At 65.9% G+C, this 23,174-nt stretch carries 26 protein-coding genes; 17 read left to right on the top strand and 9 right to left on the bottom strand.

Going from position 1 to position 23,174, the window contains the following annotated elements; genetic code table 11:
* Window positions 1-160 precede the first annotated feature (160 nt).
* A complete protein-coding gene (locus MTX19_RS14770) occupies window positions 161-607 on the bottom strand; it encodes a carbon monoxide dehydrogenase subunit G (RefSeq protein WP_280984211.1) in 447 nt (148 codons plus the stop codon).
* A gap of 80 nt (window positions 608-687) precedes the next feature.
* Here MTX19_RS14770 and MTX19_RS14765 point away from each other — a divergent pair, with 80 nt between their 5' ends.
* The 4 genes from MTX19_RS14765 (at window position 688) to MTX19_RS14750 (ending at window position 3,544) form a co-directional block, all read left to right on the top strand.
* The gene (locus MTX19_RS14765) at window positions 688-831 is read left to right on the top strand and encodes a hypothetical protein (RefSeq protein WP_280986038.1); all 144 of its coding nucleotides are present in this window, start codon (window positions 688-690) and stop codon (window positions 829-831) included.
* Complete coding sequence (locus tag MTX19_RS14760) at window positions 828-2,183, top strand: 3-carboxy-cis,cis-muconate cycloisomerase (RefSeq protein ID WP_280984210.1); 1,356 nt, start codon at window positions 828-830, stop codon at window positions 2,181-2,183. The genes MTX19_RS14765 and MTX19_RS14760 overlap by 4 nt, the downstream gene beginning before the upstream one ends.
* A 19-nt stretch (window positions 2,184-2,202) precedes the next feature.
* Window positions 2,203-2,985 (top strand): 3-oxoadipate enol-lactonase, encoded by a 783-nt coding sequence (gene pcaD, locus MTX19_RS14755; RefSeq protein ID WP_280986037.1) that lies wholly within the window; start codon window positions 2,203-2,205, stop codon window positions 2,983-2,985.
* A gap of 166 nt (window positions 2,986-3,151) precedes the next feature.
* Window positions 3,152-3,544, top strand: coding sequence for a carboxymuconolactone decarboxylase family protein (locus tag MTX19_RS14750; RefSeq protein ID WP_280984208.1), 393 nt, complete (start codon window positions 3,152-3,154; stop codon window positions 3,542-3,544).
* Here MTX19_RS14750 and MTX19_RS14745 read toward each other — a convergent pair.
* A complete protein-coding gene (locus tag MTX19_RS14745) occupies window positions 3,524-4,048 on the bottom strand; it encodes a hypothetical protein (protein ID WP_280984207.1) in 525 nt (174 codons plus the stop codon). The genes MTX19_RS14750 and MTX19_RS14745 overlap by 21 nt on opposite strands.
* A 203-nt stretch (window positions 4,049-4,251) precedes the next feature.
* On the opposite strand from MTX19_RS14745, the gene MTX19_RS14740 reads away from it, so the two are divergent.
* From MTX19_RS14740 to MTX19_RS14710, 7 genes are all read left to right on the top strand, one after another.
* On the top strand, window positions 4,252-4,467 hold the full coding sequence (locus MTX19_RS14740; protein WP_280985024.1) for a hypothetical protein: 216 nt from the start codon (window positions 4,252-4,254) through the stop codon (window positions 4,465-4,467).
* 345 nt (window positions 4,468-4,812) lie between these two features.
* The gene (locus MTX19_RS14735) at window positions 4,813-5,730 is read left to right on the top strand and encodes a branched-chain amino acid ABC transporter permease LivH (RefSeq protein ID WP_280984206.1); all 918 of its coding nucleotides are present in this window, start codon (window positions 4,813-4,815) and stop codon (window positions 5,728-5,730) included.
* Between the two features lie 14 nt (window positions 5,731-5,744).
* Window positions 5,745-7,067, top strand: coding sequence for a high-affinity branched-chain amino acid ABC transporter permease LivM (gene livM / locus MTX19_RS14730; protein WP_280986036.1), 1,323 nt, complete (start codon window positions 5,745-5,747; stop codon window positions 7,065-7,067).
* Window positions 7,064-7,897: an ABC transporter ATP-binding protein gene (locus MTX19_RS14725; protein WP_280984205.1), complete on the top strand. Its 834-nt coding sequence runs from the start codon at window positions 7,064-7,066 to the stop codon at window positions 7,895-7,897. The genes livM and MTX19_RS14725 overlap by 4 nt, the downstream gene beginning before the upstream one ends.
* 169 nt (window positions 7,898-8,066) lie before the next feature.
* Window positions 8,067-8,807, top strand: a complete 741-nt coding sequence (locus tag MTX19_RS14720; protein WP_280977129.1) for an ABC transporter ATP-binding protein — start codon at window positions 8,067-8,069, stop codon at window positions 8,805-8,807.
* Between the two features lie 161 nt (window positions 8,808-8,968).
* Entirely contained in the window at window positions 8,969-10,087 is a 1,119-nt protein-coding gene (locus MTX19_RS14715; RefSeq protein WP_280984204.1) for a branched-chain amino acid ABC transporter substrate-binding protein, read from the top strand.
* Window positions 10,088-10,257: 170 nt separating this feature from the next.
* A complete protein-coding gene (locus tag MTX19_RS14710) occupies window positions 10,258-11,253 on the top strand; it encodes a P1 family peptidase (protein ID WP_280984203.1) in 996 nt (331 codons plus the stop codon).
* Here MTX19_RS14710 and MTX19_RS14705 read toward each other — a convergent pair.
* The gene (locus MTX19_RS14705; protein WP_280984202.1) at window positions 11,250-12,053 is read right to left on the bottom strand and encodes an EF-hand domain-containing protein; all 804 of its coding nucleotides are present in this window, start codon (window positions 12,051-12,053) and stop codon (window positions 11,250-11,252) included. The genes MTX19_RS14710 and MTX19_RS14705 overlap by 4 nt on opposite strands.
* A gap of 312 nt (window positions 12,054-12,365) precedes the next feature.
* Here MTX19_RS14705 and rpe point away from each other — a divergent pair, with 312 nt between their 5' ends.
* Together rpe and MTX19_RS14695 are read left to right on the top strand one after the other, a co-directional pair.
* Window positions 12,366-13,067, top strand: a complete 702-nt coding sequence (gene rpe / locus MTX19_RS14700) for a ribulose-phosphate 3-epimerase (protein ID WP_280984201.1) — start codon at window positions 12,366-12,368, stop codon at window positions 13,065-13,067.
* A gap of 178 nt (window positions 13,068-13,245) precedes the next feature.
* Window positions 13,246-13,386, top strand: coding sequence for a hypothetical protein (locus tag MTX19_RS14695; RefSeq protein ID WP_280977122.1), 141 nt, complete (start codon window positions 13,246-13,248; stop codon window positions 13,384-13,386).
* Window positions 13,387-13,551: 165 nt separating this feature from the next.
* Here the strand turns inward: MTX19_RS14695 and MTX19_RS14690 are convergent, their stop codons facing one another.
* From MTX19_RS14690 to MTX19_RS14665, 6 genes are all read right to left on the bottom strand, one after another.
* Window positions 13,552-14,292, bottom strand: a complete 741-nt coding sequence (locus MTX19_RS14690) for a metallophosphoesterase family protein (RefSeq protein ID WP_280984200.1) — start codon at window positions 14,290-14,292, stop codon at window positions 13,552-13,554.
* Window positions 14,293-14,421: 129 nt separating this feature from the next.
* Window positions 14,422-15,018 (bottom strand): TetR family transcriptional regulator, encoded by a 597-nt coding sequence (locus tag MTX19_RS14685; protein ID WP_280984199.1) that lies wholly within the window; start codon window positions 15,016-15,018, stop codon window positions 14,422-14,424.
* Window positions 15,015-15,149, bottom strand: a complete 135-nt coding sequence (locus MTX19_RS14680) for a hypothetical protein (protein WP_280977119.1) — start codon at window positions 15,147-15,149, stop codon at window positions 15,015-15,017. Before MTX19_RS14680 ends, MTX19_RS14685 begins: the two co-directional genes overlap by 4 nt.
* 377 nt (window positions 15,150-15,526) lie before the next feature.
* Window positions 15,527-16,135, bottom strand: coding sequence for a hypothetical protein (locus tag MTX19_RS14675; protein ID WP_280984198.1), 609 nt, complete (start codon window positions 16,133-16,135; stop codon window positions 15,527-15,529).
* A complete protein-coding gene (locus tag MTX19_RS14670; protein ID WP_280984197.1) occupies window positions 16,128-16,799 on the bottom strand; it encodes a hypothetical protein in 672 nt (223 codons plus the stop codon). The genes MTX19_RS14675 and MTX19_RS14670 overlap by 8 nt, the downstream gene beginning before the upstream one ends.
* Entirely contained in the window at window positions 16,796-17,557 is a 762-nt protein-coding gene (locus MTX19_RS14665) for a MotA/TolQ/ExbB proton channel family protein (protein WP_280984196.1), read from the bottom strand. Before MTX19_RS14665 ends, MTX19_RS14670 begins: the two co-directional genes overlap by 4 nt.
* 382 nt (window positions 17,558-17,939) lie before the next feature.
* Between MTX19_RS14665 and MTX19_RS14660 the strand changes: the two genes are divergently transcribed.
* The 4 genes from MTX19_RS14660 to MTX19_RS14645 all read left to right on the top strand — a co-directional run bounded on the left by MTX19_RS14660 (window position 17,940) and on the right by MTX19_RS14645 (window position 23,013).
* Complete coding sequence (locus tag MTX19_RS14660; protein ID WP_280984195.1) at window positions 17,940-19,313, top strand: histidine kinase; 1,374 nt, start codon at window positions 17,940-17,942, stop codon at window positions 19,311-19,313.
* The gene (locus MTX19_RS14655; RefSeq protein WP_280984194.1) at window positions 19,313-19,966 is read left to right on the top strand and encodes a response regulator transcription factor; all 654 of its coding nucleotides are present in this window, start codon (window positions 19,313-19,315) and stop codon (window positions 19,964-19,966) included. The genes MTX19_RS14660 and MTX19_RS14655 overlap by 1 nt, the downstream gene beginning before the upstream one ends.
* Before the next feature lie 391 nt (window positions 19,967-20,357).
* A complete protein-coding gene (gene purB, locus MTX19_RS14650) occupies window positions 20,358-21,665 on the top strand; it encodes an adenylosuccinate lyase (RefSeq protein WP_280984193.1) in 1,308 nt (435 codons plus the stop codon).
* Between the two features lie 175 nt (window positions 21,666-21,840).
* Entirely contained in the window at window positions 21,841-23,013 is a 1,173-nt protein-coding gene (locus MTX19_RS14645) for a M20 aminoacylase family protein (protein ID WP_280984192.1), read from the top strand.
* Window positions 23,014-23,174 lie beyond the last annotated feature (161 nt).

Here is a 23,174-nt window from a genome sequence, read left to right as displayed (position 1 = left end):
CCTTTCGAGCCACTCATCCAGGGCATGGCCGGACCGGTGTGATCCAGCCTGGCGGCAGGGCTTGAGGCTTGGTTCTGGTCTTACCAGAACCAAGCCTCAAGATTCTAGTTTTGACGCGTTTTCTTGACGCGAACCGGTGTCCACTTCGCTCGAAAACGCTCTAACCCTGCACCGCCTTGGCAAAATTGGCAAAGAATTCGTCAGCGAGTTTCTTGGCGGCGCCGTTGATCAGGCGTTGGCCGAGCTGGGCGAGCTTGCCGCCGATCTGTGCCTCGACGTTGTAGCTGAGCAGCGTGCCGCCATCCTTTTCCGCCAGCGCAACGGTGGCGCCGCCCTTGGCGAATCCGGCCACGCCGCCCTCGCCCTCGCCCGTGATCTTGTAGCCGTTGGGCGGGTCGAGATCGCTCAACGTGACCTTGCCCTTGAAGCGGGCAGAGACCGGTCCGACCTTCATCTTGGCGGTGGCGCGGAAGCCGTGCTCGTCGGTCTTCTCGAGCTCCTCGCAGCCGGGGATGCAGGCCTTCAGCACCTCGGGATCGTTGAGCTTGTCCCACACGGCCTGGCGCGGCGCCGCAAGCTGGACTTCGCCGGTCATCGTCATGGCCATGGGGGGACCTCCTCGTCGCTAGAACCTCTGTCTTTCCAAGTAAAGCAGCCGGCGGACAAAGGAAAGGGCACCTTCGGAGGATGAGCGATGCATATTCGCAACCGCAGCAAGACGATCTCGCCATTCACAAAATCGCGCAATCGGCGCTCTGGTTGGATAACGCCGGCGAGCCGTCGCCGGGCATTGGCACGGGCGCGCCGGAGTGGTTAGGTCGCACGGCATGAGCACAGCCCTCTCTCCCCTGCTTGCGCCGATGCTGTCGAGCGCCGCGATGCGCGCGATATGCGACGATGCCGCATACCTGCAGAACATGCTGGATTTCGAGGCCGCGCTGGCCCGCGCCGAGGCCGCCCGCGGCGTGATTCCCAAGCCGGCCGCGGGGCCGATCGGCGCCGCCTGCCGGAGCGAATCAATCGACCGGGCCGCGCTGGCGGAAGCCGCGACGCGATCGGGCAATCTGGCGATTCCCCTGGTCAAGGCATTGACCGCCAATGTCGCCAAGGCCGATGTCGAGGCCGCCCGCTACGTGCATTGGGGCGCCACCAGCCAGGACGTGATCGACACCGCGACGATGCTGACGCTGCGCGCCGGGATCGACGCGCTGCTCGCCGATCTCGACCGCGCCGTCACAGGCTTTGCCAAGCTGGCGCTCACGCATCGCAACACCGCGGTGGTGGCGCGCACCTGGCTGCAGCACGCGCTGCCGATGCCGTTCGGATTGAAGCTCGCCGAATATGCCGCGGCGCTGCACCGCTCCCGCAAGCGGCTGCAACGCCTGCGCAAGGAAACCCTGGCACTGCAATTCGGCGGCGCCGCCGGGACGCTGGCCGCGCTCGGCGACAAAGGTCTCGCGGTCGCCGAGCAGCTTGCGAAAGAATTGGATCTGCCGCTGCCCGACGCGCCGTGGCACACCCATCGCGACCGCATCGCCGAGGCGGCCTCGGTGTTTGCGATAACAGCAGGCAGCTGCGGCAAGATCGCGCGCGACGTCTCGCTGATGATGCAGACCGACGTCGCCGAAGCCTTCGAGCCTGCGGGCGTCGGGCGCGGCGGCTCCTCCACCATGCCGCACAAGCGAAACCCGGTGGCCGCGGCCAGCGCGCTCGGCGCCGCCACCATGGCGCCCAACCTCGCCGCGACGATCTTTGCCGCGCAGGTGCAGGACCACGAGCGCAGCGCCGGCCCGTGGCACGCGGAATGGCCGACGTTGCCAAGCCTGATGCTCGTCACCTCGGGCGCGCTTGCGGCAATCGTCGATCTCGCCGAGGGGCTCGAGGTCGACGTGGCGCGGATGCGCGCCAATCTCGACGCAACCGGCGGACTGATCATGGCGGAAGCGGTGGCGATGGCGCTCGCCGAGACAATCGGCAAGAGCGACGCCCATCATCTGATCGAGGCCGCCAGCAAGCGCGCCGTCGCCGAAAAGAAGCATCTGCGCGACGTGCTGAGCGCGGATGCCAGGGTCACCGCGCATCTCGACGCCGGCGCGATCGCAAGACTGTTCGAGCCGATGGCCTATCAGGGCGCCTCGCAGGCGCTGATCGACCGCCTGCTCGCTTCCCTCAACGAGACATGAGAACCGGGAGTACTGTCCGATGCCAATGATCGACGCCGATGGATGCCTGCTCAATGTCCAGGTCGACGGCCGCGACGGCGGACCGACGCTGATGCTGTCGAACTCGCTCGGCTGCACCCTGCAAATGTGGGAGCCGCAGATGAAGGCGCTGACGCAGATGTTCCGCGTCATCCGCTACGACCGCCGCGGCCATGGCAAATCGAGCGTGCCACCCGGCCCCTACTCGATGGAGCGCTTCGGCCGCGACGTGCTGGCGATCCTCGACGACCTCAACATCGAGAAGGTGCATTGGTGCGGGCTCTCGATGGGCGGCATGGTCGGGCAATGGCTCGGCGCCAACGCGCCTGAACGATTCGACAAGCTGATCCTTGCCAATACTTCCTGCTATTACCCGGATCCGACCAACTGGCTGAACCGGATCAAGGCGGTGAAGGAAGGCGGCATCGCGGCCGTCGCCGACACCGTGATCGCCGGCTGGCTGACCGCGGATTTCCGCGAACGCGAGCCCGAGACCACGGCGCGCCTGAAGGCGATGCTGCTCGCCTCTCCTGTCGAGGGCTATCTCGCCTGCTGCGAGGCGCTCTCCACGCTCGACCAGCGCGCGCTGCTGCCGAAGATCAAGAGCCCGACTTTGGTGATCGCGGGACGGCAGGACATGGCGACGCCGGTGTCGGCGGCGGAAATGATCCGCAGCGGCATTCCCAACGCCAGCATGACGCTGCTCGACGCCGCGCACATTTCCAATGTCGAGCAGTCGCACGCCTTCACCGAAGCCGTGGTCGGCTTCCTGACGCAACGCTAACGCCGTGCATTCGAACACCTCTCCCTTCGGGAGAGGTCGGATCGCATCGCAAGATGCGATCCGGGTGAGGGTTACGCTCGCTCGTAACACCTGAGCCCCTCACCCGGCGCTTCGCGCCGACCTCTCCCACGGGGAGAGGTGAAGGACCGACGGAGAGGAGACAGCCATGGACGACAACCAACGCCGCGATGCGGGCATGACGCAGCGACGCAAGGTGCTGGGCAACGAATGGGTCGACAAGTCGATCAAGAGCCGCAACGCGTTCAACACCGACTTCCAGGACCTGATCACCCGCTATGCGTGGGGCGACATCTGGACGCGGCCGCATTTCGATCATCGCACGCGGCGCGTGCTCGTCATCGGCACCATGGTCGCGCTCGGCCAGTGGGAGGAATTCCGCCTGCATGTGCGGGCGGCGCTCGCCGAGGGCGGCTTCACGCCCGACGACATCAAGGAAATCCTGCTGCAACAGGCGATCTACTGCGGCGTCCCGGCGGCCAACCACGCCGTCAAGGAAGCCAATGCGATCATCGCCGAATTAGGGCTGCTGAAGGGATAGCTCGCCGGACGGTGCGGCTGCTTTGGCCGCGCCTGCTTCGACGGCCGGCGTCACCGGCTTCTCGACCAGCATCACGATCGCGGTGCCGAGCAGCATCAGAAGCTCGGCCGCATGCATGCGCAGCGCTTCCAGCTCGCCGGCCTTCGAGGCCAGCAGCATGCTGGTGAAGCTGAGCACGCTGCCGAGGCAGAGCGCGACGGCGAGCGCTTCGTCGCAGCCGCCGGTCTTGCGCAGCGACGGACGGGTGAGCATCACAAGGAAGACCGCGAAGAACGCCACCACAGTGATCCGCGCCAGCGCCAGCAGCCAGGCGAGCCGCACGGTCGCCATCTTGGCGAGCTGCAGATGATCGCTGGCGTACAGCGCGATCGATACGCTCGGCCGCTCATAGAGCCCGTGGATCGGCGACACCATGATGTTGAAGGCGATGAGCGTCCACACTGGAATGAAATAAGCCGCGAGCAGCGCGCCGTTGCATGAACTGATCCGCCAATTGCTGGACATGTCGCTTCTCACGCTTGCGCGGCCCCTGGTTGCGGGCGGCGATCCGGCTTGCGACGTAACGCCGTTAGACAGCCAGCGGCAATTTAAACCCTTTGTTTACCTTAACTCGTCTGGGGATTGTCGGGGACGGTCCGTACCCGTGCCAAAACGGGGCAAAAGGGCAAAGATGAAAGGCCCCGCCTTACGGCGAGGCCCTTCGGTCATTGCTGCTCTCAGGTTTTCCCGAACTAGCGCCCCTGCTGGCCGGGGTTCTGGCCCTGACGGCCTGGATCCTGCTGCTGCTGGCCGGGCTTGGCGCCGCCGCCCTGCTGCTGTCCGGGCTTCTGACCCGGGGTCTGGCTCTGCTGGCCCGGCTTTTGATCTTGCTGGCCCGGGTTCTGGTTCTGGCCGCCCATGCGGGTATCTCCCTTGCTTCGTGAAGCATAGAAGCAACGCATCGGCCTGATCCGGAGTTGCGCGGGAACAACAGTTCCGGCGTGATCATTGCAAGGCAAAGCCGTGTCTGACCTGTGACGGCGGAACCGCACCCTCCAAAGTAGTTATGTACAAGCCCCTTCCGCGGCAGCCGGCGCTGTTGCCGCCCCCGTGGTTCCGCTGTTAGAAAATGACACGACGCGTCGCCTCAGGCTGCCGGGGCCCTCGCCGCGTCACTCTCGACGTAGCGTTTTCAAGCGAAGTGGAGACCGGTTCGCGTGAAGAAAACGCGTTCAACCCAAAACGAGGGCCTGCTTGGTTCTCAATCGAACGGGCTCTAGCGGCAGCGCATGGATTATTTCGCCCAGCAACTGATCAACGGCCTCGTGCTCGGCTCGATCTACGGCCTGATCGCCATCGGCTACACGATGGTCTATGGCATCGTCGGCATGATCAACTTCGCCCATGGCGACATCTTCATGATCGGCGGCTTCATCGCCCTGATCTCGTTCCTGGTCCTGGTCTCGCTCGGCCTCACCGCGATCCCGGTGATCCTCCTGATCGTGCTGCTGGTCTCGATGGCGATCACCGCGCTTTATGGCTGGACCATCGAGCGGATCGCCTACCGGCCGCTGCGGCATTCGTTCCGCCTCGCGCCGATGCTCTCGGCGATCGGCATGTCGTTCGTGCTGACCAACTTCTCGCAGGTGTCGCAGGGCGCGCGGGTGAAGCCGGTGCCGCCGATCATCACCGGCGGCTACACGCTGCATGAAGGCGCAGAGGGCTTCGCGGTGCAGCTCTCCAACATCCAGATCCTGGTGGTGCTCGCCACCATCGTGGTGCTTGCGCTGTTCACCTGGCTGGTCTCGCGCACGCGGCTCGGCCGCGACATGCGCGCCTGCGAGCAGGACCAGACGATGGCTGCGCTGCTCGGCGTCGACGTCGACCGCACCATCTCGATGACCTTCGTGATCGGCGCCGCGCTCGCCGCCGTCGCCGGCATGATGTACCTGCTCTATTATGGCCTGGTCGATTTCTTCATGGGCTTCGTCGCCGGCATCAAGGCGTTCACCGCTGCCGTGCTCGGCGGCATCGGTTCGTTGCCCGGCGCGATGCTCGGCGGGCTCGCGATCGGCCTGATCGAGACGTTCTGGTCGGCCTATTTCTCGGTCGAGTACAAGGACGTCGCCGCATTCTCGATCCTGATCGTGGTGTTGATCTTCATGCCGACCGGTCTACTCGGCCGTCCCGAAATCGAAAAAGTCTGACGAGGCGGCACTACGTGAGCGCGACATCAGCCCGCCCCCACGCCTCGCAGCCTTCGGGCGGCGCCTTCATCCTCAAGAAAGCCCTGGTCAGCGCTGCTGCCGCGCTGGTCCTGTTCTCGCTAATGATCGGCGCGCGCACCGAAGCCGGCCCAGAAGGCAGTCTGATCTACTGGACGCGGTTCGGCGATCTCGCCGCCATCGTCGCGACCGTGTTCGGCGGCAGCATCATCATCGAACTGCTGCGGCAATGGTGGGGACCGGTCGACACCGATCGGGTCATCCCGAAGCCGCTGCAAGCCGCGACGTCCTTCGTGGGGCGCTGGCTCGCGCCGGCGCTGCTGGCCTTCACCTTGTTCGTCCCGGTGATCTTCTACAACCAGCGCTACATTCTCGACCTCGCCATCCTGGTCCTGACCTATGTGATGCTGGGCTGGGGGCTGAACGTCGTGGTCGGCCTCGCCGGCCTGCTCGATCTCGGCTATGTCGCCTTCTATGCGGTCGGCGCCTATTCCTACGCGCTGCTCGCCACCAATTTCGACCTTTCGTTCTGGGTCTGCCTGCCGCTCGCCGGCATCCTGGCGGCGTGCTGGGGCGTGATGCTCGGCTTCCCCGTGCTGCGGCTGCGCGGCGACTATCTCGCCATCGTCACGCTCGCCTTCGGCGAGATCATTCGCCTGGTCATCATCAACTGGCAGGACCTGACCGGCGGCCCGAACGGCGTATCGGGGATTCCGCGCCCGACCGTGTTCGGTATCCCGCTCGACAACAGCGATGACGGGCTCGCCGCCAAGCTCGGCATCGAGTTCTCGCCGACCCACCGCCTAGTCTTCCTGTTCTACCTGATCCTGGCGATGGCGCTGATCACCAACTGGGTGACGATCCGGCTGCGGCGGCTGCCGATCGGCCGCGCCTGGGAGGCGCTGCGCGAGGATGAGGTCGCCTGCCGCGCGCTCGGCATTAACACCACCACGACCAAGCTGACGGCGTTCGCGACCGGCGCGATGTTCGGCGGCCTTGCCGGCGCGTTCTTCGCCACCCGTCAGGGCTTCATCAGCCCGGAATCCTTCACCTTCCAGGAATCGGCGCTGGTGCTGGCAATCGTCGTGCTCGGCGGCATGGGTTCGCAGCTCGGCGTCGCGCTGGCCGCGCTTGCCATGATCGGCGGCTTCGAGCTGTTCCGCGGCCTCGACCAATACCGCATGCTGGTGTTCGGCATGGCCATGGTGCTGCTGATGATCTGGCGGCCGCGCGGGCTGATCGGCCATCGTGCGCCGACCGTGTTCCTCGAGCGGCAGCAGGCGATCTCGTCCGACCTCGTCAAGGAGGGCCACGGATGAGCGGCGACGACATCCTCACCGTCGACCATTTGATGATGCGCTTCGGCGGCATCGTCGCCGTCAACGACCTCTCCTTTGCCGCCGAACGGCGCAAGATCACCGCGTTGATCGGCCCCAACGGCGCGGGCAAGACCACGGTCTTCAACTGCATCACCGGCTTCTACCGGCCGAGCGGCGGCGCCATCCGGCTGGCCCATGACGACCGCCGGGTGATCCAGCTCGAGCGGTTGAACGATTTCCGCATCTCCAGGCAGGCCAAGGTCGCGCGCACCTTCCAGAACATCCGGCTGTTTCCAGGCATGACCGCGCTGGAGAACCTGATGGTCGCCCAGCACAACGCGCTGATGCGCGCCTCCGGGCTGACCTTCCTCGGCCTGATCGGCGCGCCGACATGGCGGCAGGCCGAGCAGCGGGCCATCGAGCTGGCGCGGACCTGGCTCGGTCGTGTCGGGCTGCTCGCGCGCGCCGACGACGCCGCCGGCAACCTGCCCTATGGCGACCAGCGGCGCCTCGAGATCGCGCGCGCGATGTGCACCGAGCCCGCGCTGCTCTGCCTCGACGAGCCGGCGGCCGGCCTGAACGCGCGGGAGAGCGGCGCGCTCAACGAGCTCTTGCTGTCGATCCGCGCCGAGCAAGGCACCTCGATCCTGCTCATCGAACACGACATGTCGGTCGTGATGGAGATCTCCGATCACGTTGTGGTCATGGACTACGGCGTCAAGATCGCCGAGGGCACGCCACAAACCGTGCGCGACGATCCCAAGGTGATCGCCGCCTATCTCGGCGCCGACGAGGAAGAGGCGATCGCGGTGATGGAGAGTACCCCGTGAGCGCCGCTGACAAACTCCCCACCTCCCCCTGCAAGGGACTCATGCTCGTCCGTTCTCCATCATCGTCATGGCCGGGCTTGTCCCGGGCATCCACGCGTTTCCGATCACGTGGCGAGAAAGACGTGGATGGCCGGGACAAGCCCGGCCATGACCGTTGCCAGGTGGTTCGATGAGCTCGACCACACCCCTCCTCGCGGTCCGCGGCCTCCGCGCCGCCTACGGCAAGATCGAGGCGCTGAAGGGCGTCGACATCGAGATCAATCCCGGCGAGATCGTGGCATTGATCGGGGCCAACGGTGCCGGCAAGTCGACGCTGATGATGACGATCTTCGGCAAGCCGCGCGCCCGCGCCGGCCGGATCGAGTTCGACGGCCACGACATCACCGGCGTGCCGACCCACGAGATCGCCCGGCTGCGGATTGCGCAGTCACCGGAAGGACGGCGGATCTTTCCGCGCATGAGCGTGGCGGAAAACCTGCAGATGGGCGCCGATGCAACCGACAGCAGCGAGGCCGAACGCGCCGTCGCGCTCGAGCGCGTCTTCGCATTGTTCCCGCGCCTGAAGGAACGCATCGCCCAGCGCGGCGGCACGCTGTCGGGCGGTGAGCAGCAGATGCTCGCGATCGGCCGCGCCCTGATGAGCCGGCCGCGCCTGTTGATGCTGGATGAGCCCTCGCTCGGCCTCGCGCCGCTGATCGCGCGGCAGATCTTCGAGGCCATCCGCACGCTGAACCGGCAGGATGGCCTCACTGTGCTGATCGTCGAGCAGAACGCCAACCACGCGCTGAAGCTCGCCCATCGCGGCTATGTCATGGTCAACGGCCTGATCACGCTGGCCGGAACCGGCAACGAATTACTGCAGCGCCCGGAAATCCGCGCCGCCTATCTGGAAGGCGGCCGCCGCGGCTAACCTCGCGCTGCGACGCCCCCTGCATCAGGATGCTGCGCGCGAAGCGTCGATTTGCCTGAAAATTGCCGGTGACTTCGCCGGGAAATCAGCCGACAATGGCGCCGGTTATTGAACCCGCCTGCCGGGTTCTTCCCAAGAGGCAACGACCACGAGGACTTGTCATGAAATCATTGAAGCTCATCGGCCTGGCTTTGGGCGCTTCGTTCGCATTGTCGGCGAGCGCGTTCGCGCAGGACATCACCGTCGCAGTGGCAGGCCCGATGACGGGCTCCGAATCCGCGTTCGGCCGACAGATGAAGAACGGCGCCGAGATGGCGATCGCCGATATCAACGCGGCCGGCGGCGTGCTCGGCAAGAAGCTCGCGCTTGAGACCGACGACGACGCCTGCGATCCCAAACAGGCCCGCTCGGTGGCGGAGAAGATCGGCAGCTCGAAGATTCCGTTCGTGGCCGGTCACTTCTGCTCGTCGTCCTCGATCCCGGCGTCGGAAGCCTATGCCGACGGCAACGTTCTGCAGATCACGCCGGCCTCGACCAACCCGCTGTTCACCGAGCGCAAGCTCTGGAACGTGGCACGCGTCTGCGGCCGCGACGACCAGCAGGGCCTGGTCGCCGCCGACTACATCATCAAGAACTTCAAGGGCAAGAACGTCGCGATCCTGAACGACAAGACCACCTACGGCAAAGGCCTCGCCGACGAGACCAAGAAGGCGCTGAACAAGGCCGGCTTCAAGGAGAAGATGTTCGAGTCCTACAACAAGGGCGACAAGGACTTCAACTCGATCGTCTCCCGCCTGAAGCGCGAGAACATCGACCTGGTCTATGTCGGCGGCTACCATCAGGAAGCCGGCCTGATCCTGCGCCAGATGCGCGACCAGGGCCTGCGGACCGTGCTGATGGCCGGCGACGCGCTGAACGACAAGGAGTTCGCCTCGATCACCGGCCCGGCCGCGGAAGGCACCCTGTTCACCTTCGGCCCCGATCCGCGCAACAAGCCGACCGCGAAGGCGATCGTCGAGAAGTTCAAGAGCAAGAATATCGATCCCGAAGGCTACACGCTCTACACCTACGCCGCGATGCAGGTCTGGACGCAGGCCGTCGCCAAGGCCGGCACCACCGACCCCAAGAAGGTGATGGCCACGATCAAGGCCGGCGACTGGGATACCGTGCTCGGCAAGATGGGCTTCGACGCCAAGGGCGACATCAAGGCGATCGACTACGTCGTCTACAAGTGGGACGCCAAGGGCAACTACGCCGAGATCAACCCGAAGGGTTCCTGAGATCGTTCTGATCGCAATCGGACGACAGCGCAAAACGCCCCGGCAAGCCGGGGCGTTTTTTGTTGAGCGTTCGGCAATACCTGCCGCGCGTGCCCGCGCGCATTGCGGTTGATGCAGCCGGCGCGGCTGCTATATCCGATCCAGGGCAGCAGGCACGAACGGATCGCATCGTGAAAAACCTTCTCACCGACATTATCGGCGTCAGCGTCGGCCACGCCGACGACGCCGCGATCGCCTCGGGCGTCACCGCCATCATCTTCGACAAGCCGGCGGTGGCCTCGATCGATGTCCGCGGCGGCGGTCCCGGCACCCGCGAGGATGCCCTGCTTGCGCCGCAGAACGTCGTCGAGGCGATCGATGCAATCACGCTGTCCGGCGGCTCCGCGCTCGGGCTCGATGCCGCCGGCGGCGTCCAGGCGTGGCTTGCCGAGCGCGGCCGCGGCTTCCGCATTCGCGACGCGGTGATCCCGATCGTGCCGGGCGCGGTCTGCTTCGATCTGCTCAACGGCGGCAACAAGGCGTGGGGACGCTTTCCGCCCTATCGCGATCTCGGCTACGCGGCGGTGAGCGCGGCAACGAGCGACTTCCGGCTCGGCAGCGTCGGCGCCGGCATGGGCGCGACCACGGCCGGCCTGAAGGGCGGCCTCGGCTCGGCGTCGGCCAGGACCGACGACGGCGTGACGGTCGCAGCGCTCGCGGTGGTCAATGCCGTCGGCAGCGTGACCATCGGCACCGGCCCCTGGTTCTGGGCCGCACCGTTCGAGGTCGACGGCGAGTTCGGCGGCCGCGGCCTGCCGCCGTCGTTCACGCCGGACATGCTGAAGGTGCGGCTGAAGGGCGGTGTGGACGCGACCGCCGCGGAGAACACCACGCTCGTTGTGGTCGTGACCGACGCGCAATTGACCAAGCCGCAGGCCAAGCGGCTTGCGATGATCGCGCAGACCGGCATGGCGCGGGCGATCTATCCGGTGCATGCGCCGCTCGACGGCGATGTGGTGTTTGCCGCAGCCACCGGCGCAAAGCCGATCGACCCGCTGTTCGGCCTGACCAGTCTCGGCGCGGTGGCCGCCAACACGGTGGCGCGGGCGATCGCACGCGGCGTCTATTCAGCGACCGCGCTGCCCTTCCGCGGCGCCCTGCCGAGCTGGCAGGGCCGGTTCGGCTAGGCGCTGACCGAAACCGACGGCGACGCCTGCGCGGTGATCGCCTGCGACTGGCGCTGGATCAGCTGCTCGATGAAATTGTAGGACGAGGTCGCGTTGCTGGAGGCGGACGACGACGAGGCCGGCATCGTCAGCGTCACCTTCGAGCCGTCGGCGTAGGTCGTGGTGGTCGTGGTCGACCCGTCGCTGTTGGTCACCGAGGTGGTGGTGGCGCCATCAAGCGACTGTGTCAGCGGATCGGAGCCCGAACCGCCGGCGCCGCTGCTGGAGCCGGCGCCATCGGTCGAGCCGCCGGCCATGTGATGGTGATGGTGGCCACCCTTGTGGCCCTGCAGCGCCTGCGCCATCTCGTTGAGGCTGACGGTGCCGTCGCCATTGGTATCGAGCTTGGAGAACACATCGTTGGCCTGCGCGACGTTTGTGCCGCCGGCGCCGAGCGCGCTCTCGAATTCGGACTTGGTGATCTGGCCGTCGCCGTTGGTGTCGATCTGGGAGAACAGGTCCTTCAGCGCGTCCGACCGGCTGGTCGAACTCGCGCTGCTCGTGCCTGTGGTCTGCGACTGACTCTGCGCGGCGAGCAGCGCGCTCATCGTCTGCGGCGAGATCTGCGCGGTGCCGCTGCCCGATCCGACGCTCGCATTGCTGCTGGTCGAGATCGACGTGGCCGTCGACGGGTCGAACAGGCCGGTGCCTTGGTTGGACCCAGCCGTCTGCGTCTGCGCCGTCGCCTGGGGCGACTTCGACGATATCAAGGAGCTCAAGAGATCGATGGCGGACGACGCAGCGCCAATGGCAAACAACATGGCAATACTCCGAACAGCGCCGCACATGGCGGCTACAACGCTTGCCGGTTCCCTCGAGCATGATCGCGCCTCGGTCGACGGAAAGCCGGCCCCACTCTTCTGGATCATGCTCCAGCAAGCGCTGTGCCATGGCAAAAACCCAATCAAATCCGCGCCTTCCGCAAGCGGCCGGAAGGCCGCACACCCGGCAAGAGCTGCCGCCGCGGCATATTTTTCCGGCCACAGCGCCCAGCCCGCTCGCATTGCCCGCCGCGCATCCGCATGTTAGGCGGAATCGCCCGTACGCCCCCGCAAGTCTCCGGAACAGCGCATATGACTCAGTCGTTCACCCCGCGTCCCCTCGTCATCGCTCCGTCGATTCTGGCGTCGGATTTCTCCAAGCTCGGCGAGGAAGTCCGTGCCGTCGACCAAGCCGGCGCCGACTGGATCCATCTCGACGTGATGGACGGCCACTTCGTGCCGAACATTTCCTACGGCCCCGACGTGATCAAGGCGATGCGGCCGCACACCAAGAAGATCTTCGACGCGCATCTGATGATCGCGCCGTGCGACCCCTATCTCGAAGCCTTCGCCAAGGCCGGCTGCGACCACATCACCGTGCACGCCGAGGCCGGCCCGCACTTGCACCGCTCGTTGCAGGCGATCCGCGCGCTCGGCAAGAAGGCCGGCGTCTCGATCAATCCGGGAACCCCGGCAAGCGCGATCGAATACGTGCTCGATCTGATCGATCTGGTGCTCGTGATGTCGGTCAATCCAGGCTTCGGCGGCCAGGCCTTCATCCGCTCGGCGCTGGGCAAGGTCAGCGACATCAAGGCGATGACGGCGGGCCGGCCGATCGACATCGAGGTCGATGGCGGCGTTGCGCCCGATGTCGCCGGCCAGCTCGCGGCCGCCGGCGCCAATGCCTTCGTTGCGGGCTCCGCCGTGTTCAAGGGCGGAACTGTCGAGGCCTACAAGACCAACATCTCCGCGATCCGCAACGCGGCAGCCTTGGCGCGCGGCGAAGCGGTCTAATCATCGCGATCCGATCGTCACGCGTGGTGCGCGCCGATGCCTGCATGTGCGGCGCACACCACGCTGCTGCGTTGCCGCATGCATAATATTCGTGCTGGGCACCGTGGCCATCCGGGCTTCACAGACTCATACAATCGGATGCACAACACTCCTTAAAATAAAAAGGGAGGCGCGCATCATGACGATGACCCTTGTCTGGACCGGCCTGGCGTTCTGGCTTGGCCTGAACGCTGCCTTTGTTGCCCGGCGTGCGTACGTGGCATTGCCCGATCAGGCCGCCGCCGCACGCATCGTCTACGTGCATCTGCGGCGGGCCTGAGGCCGATTCACCCGCGCGCGGCGAGGCGCGTGATCAGAACATTCCGGGCGGCATGACCGCAGCCTGATTGGTTGTGCGATCCGCACCACCGCTTTCGTCGGCATTCGCCTGTGAGGCCAGCCGCGACGGCCGGATGCGGCGCGCTCCATTGCGCCGCCGCGGCCATCACCGGCCGATGAACAGGCGATCGGCCAGCCAGTGCGGCAGCCCGTTCGCCCTGATCCGCGCCGCCGCGGTCTGGACGTCGTAGGGCACGCGCAGATAGGTGATCTCGCGGCTTGCGGTATCGAACATCGCAAACGCTGCGGCGGAATCGCCGTCACGCGGCTGGCCGACCGAACCGAGCACCGCGAGCCAGCGCCGTCCCGTCAGCAATTGCACCGCGACGCCCGCAGTCGGAACGAAGCTCGTCATCTTCGCGGCCGACGACATTGAATAAAGCCCGGGCCGGTGGATGTGGCCACAGAACGTGATCTGCAACTCGGTCGCCATCATGCTGCGCGCGGCATCGGAGGTGTCGCGGACATAGCGCCATCTCGCCGGATCCGACGCCTCGGAATGCACGTACAGACGATTGTCTTCCTCGTGCATCATCGGGAGGCTAGCGAGGAAGCGCTTCTGCTCCGCGCTGAGCCGGCCGCGGGTCCAATCGATCGCGGCCTGCGCCTCGTCATTCATGCGGTCGCTCGGCAAGCCGACCGCATCGTCGTGGTTGCCGCGCACGGCGATGGCGCCCCTGGCCACGAGGTCCGCCACGGTGTCCACGGCCCATTCGGGATCGGCGCCGTAGCCGACGATATCGCCGAGGCAGATCAGCCGCTCGGCGCCGTGCGCCCGCGCGGCCTCGAGACAGGCGGCGAAGGCCTGCCGGTTGGCGTGAATATCGGCAAAGAGTGCGAGCCGCATCGTGGTCCGCTGCAGTTGAGGCGGATCAGACTGAACCCGGCCTTGATCGACATCAAGCGCGCGCGGCCCCGGGCCCGCAATCGGACCAGAGGCGTCAACGTAGGTGTGGAGGATGTCTAAACGGCGGCGTTAGTGCTTGCGCGGCGCTTCCAGGCCCTTCAGCAGCAGGGCGAGCAGCGCATCGATCCGCGCCGGGCATTCGGGCTTGGCCCACTCCTCGGCATGCGCCGGGTGATGGTAGCGGACGGTCGCATCGAACACGGCCCGCGCGGTCGCCTTGACGTTGTCGATCTGGAACACGCCCTGCGCGACGCCATCGGACAGGATCCGCGCGATCAGGTCGACCTGCTTGTCCTTGTAAGCTTCCACCACTTCGCGCGCCTCCTGGGCCAGCGCGAGATAGGTCGCGAACATCTCGGGATCGTCGCAGACCTTCTTCTGCTTGATCGTAAAGGCAGTGCGGAGCCATTTCTCCAGCCGCTCTGGCGCCGGGCCGGAGCTCGCCGCAAGCTTGCAGAGCGGTTCATTGGCGCGATCGAGCCAGCGCTTGGCCACCGCGTCGCGCAGCGAAGCCTTGCTGGGAAAATGGCGATAGACGCTGCCGTGGCTGACATCCAGCGCGCGAGCGACGTCGACCACGGTGGCCTTGGCTAATCCGAAGCGCCGCAAAACATCCTCGGTTGCTTCGAGGATCCGCTCGGGTGTCAAGACCACCGCCTCGTTCATGCGTTCACCGTCTGATTGTCGCCGTCCTGCCCGCGGGTGAATTTGGCGGCCTGGGCGGCCAAATGGCGGGCGACGCGATGGTTGAGCCACTTCTGAATCTGGGCGGTCAATTGAATGATTTCGATAGTCATGGAGGTAGTCCTTCGAGGTAGTCAATTAAGCTCGGCCTCCCGACCAAGTGCCGGAAAAGCCTTCTGGCGCCCCTGCCTGGCGCTGATCTCAATATAGACCATCTCGCTGACAGATTTCAATATCTGTCATAGAATATTTCTGTCCGGCCGGCGGGCACCCTGGCGCCCGACGACGGCTTCTCTCCTTCGGGTTGCGGCAGCCCGTAGCTTCGCCGGGGAGGCCCTGAAACGAAAGGGGCCGCTCACGCGGCGGCCCCCTTGCCGGGAAAAATGGGTTACGAAATGAAATTCTAGCCCCGGATGGCGCCGAGTTTACATATTCTGCGGATTGAGGGGATTCCGGGCGATTACTGTCCACCCTGCTGACCAATTAACCACTATTGCTGCTCGTCCTTGGCGGGCATCCGGGGCGGTGGCACCGGCGTGAAAACTGATCCTTGCGCGCCCACCGGCGGAGCTTTGAACTCGCCCGTCGAGGAATCCCCGCCCGATGTCTCCAGGATCGCCTTCGGTGTGACGTACTCCCGGACAAAATCCATGAGGCTGCCGTCGCCACCGCCGAAATCAGCCGCCCGCCCGCCCTGCGTATGCCCTGCCTTGATCTCGTTCTCCGCGGCGTGAGTCTGCTCGGCCAGTGCGTCGTTGTAAGGGACGCGGAAGGCCCGCGGAATGGCGCTCGGCCGATTGTCTTCATCGAGTTGTTCGACCCACAGGTAGATCGCGCCGGGGTCGCCCTCCAGCGAATGCGGCTCCACGATCCGCGCGGCGAGCAGCTTGAAGGATGCGGGCAGCTTGTCCGTCGTGGCCCAGCCGAGCAGCCCGCGCATTCCACCGAAACTGACGACGTAGAAGGAGCTGGTCACGATGATCGCAAGCGCCTTCAGCGACCAGTGCAGCCGCGCATAGACGAGCACGATCAACAACAGTGCGCCGATCACCGCGTAGGCGACCGCGAGCGTAAGGATGATCGACTGCAAGCTAGTCACGGCGCGTCCTCACCCCTGTCTTCGGATCGATATCGGCGCCGTTCGCGTGGACATTGCGGAACGTCTCCAGCAGCGATTTCGGCCGCTGGTCCACGTTGATCACCTTGCCTTCGGCATCGAGGCGAAAGCGCACTGCGGTCTTCTCGTCGCCGGTGTGGTTGAGGGTCACCTTGTCGTCGAAGATCACCTGCGCCGTCGGATTGAGCTTCTGCACCTTCACATTCGCCTCGACCGGTTCGCCGGTCGTGGCCTGGAAATGCGAGACGTTGACGGTGTATTCGCCGGGGATGATGCCACGCAACGTGACGATCTCCTCGCGGATCGGCGATGGGATCTTCTTGCCGTTGACCACGATGAAGTCGTTGGCGCCACCGCGATCGTCGCGGTCGAGCGTCAGGAATCCGGCCTCGCGATGCCGGTACCAGGCGATGTTGCCGGCGGGATCCTGCACGAACAGGTCGAGATCATCGGGATGGTTGTCCGGCCAATCCATCGTGATGATGAACTCTGCCTTGGAGTCGATCTTGCCTTCCTTGGAGTCCGGCGACACGACGAGCAGCGCCAGGAAGAACAGGAAAGCCACGACCTGCAGCGCCTTGAACAGCATCACGCCGAGCGGGTCGAACTGTTCGTCGCGCGGATAGAGGCCGAATTCATCCATCATGACCGGCGTTCCAAAGCCGGGGTAACGTGCGTCTCGGTCAGCACGACGGCGTCGGAAAACACCCGCTGGGTCGCGGAGTCCAGCATGTAGTACTGGATCCTGACCATGATCGATCCGATCAGCCCCGCCAGCGTCGTGTACATGGCGACCGCCATGCCGTCGCTCATCAGCCCCATCGACGATTTCATCGCGACCTTGTCGGCGGCGTCGAGGCTGGCGATCGGCGCCAGCATGATGATGAAGCCGATAATGGTCCCGAGCAGGCCGAGCTTCATCAGCGTGTCGGAGGCGAAGGCGCCAAAGCCGTTGGAACCGCGCAGGCGGTCCGCGAGCGTCCTGAGCAGCAGGGTCTGGTCGATCGGGCCTTTGGCCTGCGCCTCGGCCTTCTGCACCAGGCTCCTTATGTGATCGGTGACCAGCCCGCGCGGCAGGCCCTGCGCTTCGTGAGCGAGCGCCCTGGCGCCGCCGGGCGCGGCGAGGATCGCGCGACAGCCGCGTGCCACCTCGCCCTCCCGCGCGATCGCCCGTGTCCGCCAGAAGCAGTGGACGCAGGTGGCGATGTAGAGCACCGCGATGACGCTGGAAATGTAGGTGCGATCGGAGCTGACCATGAGATGGATCAGCCCATATCGCCAGAGCAGGAATGCGGCGAACAGCGACAGGCCGGTGAAAATCATCCAAAGCAAGAGGACCCTGCGTTCGGCCGTGTCCTTGTCCTTGCCCGCTGTTGCGGTCGCGGCGCCGACCTTGGCACTCATCTGCGTTGGCTCCCTGCTCCGACTGTCCCTTGCGGCCTTGCCTGATCGAAGGCCTCTCCTGTCGTTAGACCAGAGGCCTCCGTTGCCGTCCAAAGACATCTGCCCAAAATCTGTTGGGCAAATTTCCCGATCTGCACCGCGACGCGCGCTTGCAATTGGCCGGGAATGGCGGTGCTGTTACGATCGTTTACTAGTCCTGCGGTGGCACAACACCCTCATGGTGAGGAGCGCGAAGCGTGTCTCTGGACGATACTGCGCATCGCCAGGCGAACCATGAGGCTCCATCTGTGGCCTACATCCTTCGAGACGCCCGCGTTCAGCGGGCTCCCCAGGAGGAGGGTCCGTCGCTGTGACGCAGTAGCTCTGGCTGTGGAGTGATCGCATGCGCCTCGTGCTTCAACTGGTTGCCCGCCTGCTCGTCATCGTCGCGCTGTGCCTCGGCGCGGCCACCGTCTGGGCCACGATCGACGCCTACCGCAGCGTCGATCGCACCACGGCGGCGTCCGCCGAGCGTGTCTCGCAGGCGCTCGGAGCGCTCTACTGGCATGAATTGTTGCTACGCAGCAACCGCATGCGCGACCAATTGCTGCCCGCGCCGGACTGGCGCACGATCGAAACGATGGGGCTGATCTCGCCCGGCATCTGCGTTCAGTTCGAGCCCGCCCGCCCGTTCGAGAAGCCGCTCTGCGGCCAGAGCAAGGGGATCGGCAAGGCGCCACCGCGCTGGTTCGCTGCCGCCGTGCACACGCTGCTCGGCGATCACGCCGCCGTCGCCCGGCCGATCAGCGCCCGCTCGGTCACCGCGGGAACCGTCCTCGCCAAGCCCGATCCGGACGCCGCGATCGCGCTCGCCTGGCAGCACATCCTGGACAACATCCATGTCGCCTTGCTGATGGCCTTCGCCATCGCACTGCTTGCCTCGCTGGCGATCGCGCATACGCTGGCACCTGCCCGCTCGATCGTCTCGGCGCTGCGGCGCATGGCCGATGGCCAATATCGAACGACGCTGCCTCGCATCCGCTCGATGGAGCTGGCGATGATCGGACAAGCCGTCAGCGATCTCGGCGAGCGCCTCGCACAGGCTGAGGAAGAGCGCGCCGTTCTGACCCGGCGCCTGCTCGAGATCCGCAACGACGAACGCCGCACGCTGGCCCGCGAGCTGCACGACGAGTTCGGCCAGAACCTCACGGCCATCCTCGCCTTCACCAGTACGATCGAAGCGAGCGCTGGGGACAAATACGCTGCGGGTACCGAAATCGCGCAGGACGCACGGATGATCTCGCAGGCCACGCGCCGCATCATGGCGTGCCTGCGCGACACGTTGAATCGCCTGCGCCATCCGCCGGCCGAGGAACTCGGGCTGGAGGCGAGCCTGGTGGATCTCGTCGACAGCTGGCGATCGCGCGCCGCGACCCAGCCGATGATCCAGCTCGACCTGCAGGGCGACCTCGCAGATATCAGCGGCACGGTCGCTGCCACCGCCTACCGTGTGGCGCAGGAATGCCTGACCAATGCGCTGCGCCACAGCGCCGCACGCGAGATCGTGCTGCGGATCGAGCGGCGCACCGAGCCGGAGAACGCGCTGCTGGTCCGCGTCGAGGACGACGGCGACGGCGACGCGGCCAAGGTGGCGCAGTCGGCGGGCTTCGGCCTCATCGGGGTGAGCGAGCGCGTGGCCGCGCTCGGTGGCTCGCTGTCGATTGCGCGCGCCAGCCGCGGCCTGTCCGTCGCCGCCACGATTCCGCTCGCCGCCTGATGACCGCGGCAAGGACCGGAGGCATCTCGATCCTGCTGGTCGACGATCATCCCGTCGTCCGCCAGGGCTACCGGCGCGTGCTGGAACACCAGGACGATTTCCGCGTGGTCGCCGAAGCCGACAACGCCGCCAACGCCTATCGTGCGTTCAAGTCGCATGAGCCCGACGTCGTGGTGATGGACATCTCGATGCCGGGGGCAAGCGGCCTCGAAGCCATCCGCAACATCCGCGCGCGCAACTCCACCGCCCGCATCCTCGTCTTCAGCATGCACAGCGAAGCGGCCCAGGTGAAGGCGGCGTTCGGCGCCGGCGCCAGCGGCTTCGTCACCAAGGGCAGCGAACCGGCCGAGCTGATCAGGGCGATCCGCTCGGTCGCGCGCGGCGAACATGCGATGAGCGACGACGTCGCCAGGGTGCTGGCCATGGAAAGCCTGGTGCCGACGAAATCGGTGCTCGACCAGCTCGGCGAACGGGAGATCGAGATCCTCAGGCAATTCGCGGCAGGCAGCACCAAGGAGCAGATCGCCGCCAACCTCAACCTCAGCACCAAGACCGTGCAGAACTACCACTATTTGATCAAGGCCAAGACCGGCATGCGGACCGACGCCCAGCTCGTCCGCTTGGCCGTCGAGTGCGGGCTGGCGAACCTTTAGAGGGATGATCGGTCCATCCCAAGGCTCGCTGCGCCTCTCCCGCATGCGGGGGAGGCATAGGCCGCCGTTGGCGGCCGTTCTTGAGAACGACGCCGAAGCGGAGCTTCGGCTATGTCGCATCGAGAGATGCGATCCGGGTGGGGGCTCTCTCCACGGCATGACTCGCGGAAAGAGCCCCCACCCCAGCCCTCCCCCGCAAGCGGGAGAGGGAGCGCAGTCCCTTCGCGGCTACCATTCCGCCGGCCGCCGCGGAGTGCCCATTTGGCCTGGTTTTCCCCTCGAAATCCCCCATATGGGTGGCCTCCCCGGGCCCGATTTGCTATAGCGCGGCGTAAAAACAAATCGGCCGGCAGCGCTGCTTTGCGCGCCCCGCCCCCCTTCGGAGTTTTCGATGATCCCCCGCTATACCCGCCCGGAAATGGCCTCCATCTGGGAGCCGCAGACGCGTTTCAAGATCTGGTTCGAGATCGAGGCGCATGCCGCCGACGCGCTGGCCGAGCTCGGCGTGATCCCCAAGGAGGCCGCGAAGACGATCTGGGCCAAGGCCAAGGATGCCACCTTCAACGTCGAACGGATCGACGAGATCGAGCGCGAGACCAAGCACGACGTCATCGCCTTCCTGACCCATCTGGCCGAGATCGTCGGCCCCGAGGCGCGCTTCGTGCACCAGGGCATGACCTCCTCCGACGTGCTCGACACCTGCCTCAACGTCCAGCTCAAGCGTGCCGCCGACATGCTGATTGCCGACCTCGACCGAGTGCTGGCGGCGCTCAAGACCCGCGCCTTCGAGCACAAGATGACGCCGACCATCGGCCGCTCCCACGGCATCCATGCCGAGCCCGTGACCTTCGGCCTCAAGCTCGCCTATGCCCATGCCGAGTTCAGCCGCGCCCGCGCCCGCCTGGTCGCCGCCCGCGACGAGATCTCGACCTGCGCGATCTCGGGCGCGGTAGGCACCTTCGCGCAGATCGACCCACGCGTCGAAGCGCATGTCGCCAAGGCGATGGGCCTGCGGCCGGAGCCGATCTCGACGCAAGTTATCCCGCGCGACCGCCATGCGATGTATTTTGCCACGCTTGGCGTGATCGCTTCCTCGGTGGAGCGCCTCGCGGTGGAGATCCGCCACCTGCAGCGCACCGAAGTGCTGGAAGCCGAAGAGTTCTTCTCGGAAGGCCAGAAGGGCTCGTCCGCGATGCCGCACAAGCGCAACCCGGTGCTGTCGGAAAACCTCTCCGGCCTGGCGCGGATGGTGCGCGCCTATGTGACGCCGGCGATGGAGAACGTCGCGCTCTGGCACGAGCGCGACATCTCGCACTCCTCCGCCGAACGCATGATCGGCCCCGACGCCACGGTGACGCTCGACTTCGCGCTGGTGCGCCTCGCCGGACTGATCGAGAAGCTGCTGGTGTACCCGGCGAACATGCAGAAGAACCTCGACCGCCTCGGCGGCCTCGTACATTCGCAGCGCGTGCTGATCGCGCTGACCCAGAAGGGCGCGAGCCGCGAGGACGCCTACAAGCTTGTGCAGCGCAACGCGATGCCGGTCTGGCGCGGCGAAGGCGACTTCCAGACGCTGCTCAAGAAGGACGCCGACGTGAAGAAGTACCTGACCGACGCGGAGATCGAGGAAAAGTTCGACCTCGGCTATCACCTCAAGCACGTCGACACGATCTTCAAGCGGGTGTTCGGCGAAGGCTGAAGCACAGACACGTAGCCCGGATGGAGCGAAGCGAAATCCGGGGATCGTTTGGATGCCTGGATCCCGGATTGCGCTTCGCTCCATCCGGGCTACCGGCTGACGTCCTTCCGCGTGACAAAGCGGCGGGTTACGCTAGGCTCACGCGCCCTGCAAAACGCACAAACGGACTCTCCCCATGCCCATCGTCAACCGCGTCGCCGCCCTCTCGGACGAAATGGCCGCCTGGCGCCATGACTTCCACGAGAATCCTGAACTGCTTTACGAAGTCCACCGCACGGCCGGCATCGTCGCCGACCGACTGCGCGAGTTCGGCTGCGACGAGGTGGTGACCGGGATCGGGCGCACCGGCGTGGTCGGCGTGATCCGCGGGCGCAAGAATACGTCGGGCAAGACCATCGGCCTGCGCGCCGACATGGACGCGCTGCCGATCGAGGAGACCTCGGGCGTGCCCTACGCCTCGAAGATTCCCGGCAAGATGCACGCCTGCGGCCATGACGGCCACACCGCGATGCTGCTGGGGGCCGCGAAATACCTGACCGAGACGCGCAATTTCGACGGCACGGCGGTCGTCATCTTCCAGCCGGCCGAGGAAGGCGGCGCGGGCGGCAAGGCGATGGTCGACGACGGGCTGATGACCCGCTGGGGCGTCCAGGAGGTCTACGGCCTGCACAACATGCCGGGCCTACCCGAGGGGCATTTCGCCACCACGCCGGGCCCGATGCTCGCCTCGTCGGACACGGTGCAGATCACGATCCACGGCAAGGGCGGTCACGCCGGCGCCGCTCCGCATGAGGCGATCGACAGCGTCCTGATCGGCGCGCAGGTCATCAATGCGCTGCAGTCGATCGTCGCGCGCAACGTCGATCCGCTGAAATCAGCGGTGATCTCGATCACCATGTTCCAGGCGGGCACGGCCTTCAACATCATCCCGGAGACTGTCAAGCTCGCCGGCACCGTGCGCACACTCGATCCCGAGGTGCGCGATCTCGTCGAGCGCCGGATCGGCGAGATCGCCGACAATGTCGCCCGCGCCTATGGCGGGCGGGCCGAGACGAGCTATACCCGGCTCTATCCGGTGACGCTGAACCATGCGCGCGAGGCCGGCATTGCCGCGGAGGTTGCCCGCGACGTGGTCGGCGCCGACCGCGTCAACGAGCGGGTGGTGCCCGTGATGGGCGGCGAGGACTTTGCCTTCATGCTGGAAGCGCGCCCCGGCGCCTTCGTGTTTCTCGGCATGGGCGACGGCCCGATGTGCCACCACCCGGCCTACAAGTTCAACGACAACATCCTCGGCCACGGCGCGTCCTATTGGGTGCGGCTGGTCGAGAAGCAGATGCCGGCGGGATAAGGACCGCCTGCCCGCACACCGTTCTGCCACGAACCATCAGGTCGCGTTCCCCTGCGGTCCGTTCGGATTTTGCATGTCACAGCAATGGCTTGCGCTGACAGATAAAGATATCGGTCGAGGCTATCCGAAATTCCCTAACACCACCGCCTTGTGCATGCCCC

This window comes from Bradyrhizobium sp. ISRA464 (assembly GCF_029910095.1).
In the GTDB taxonomy this organism is placed as follows: domain Bacteria; phylum Pseudomonadota; class Alphaproteobacteria; order Rhizobiales; family Xanthobacteraceae; genus Bradyrhizobium.
The sequence above is the reverse complement of the archived record's forward strand: the minus strand, read 5'-3'. Positions and strand labels throughout refer to the sequence as shown.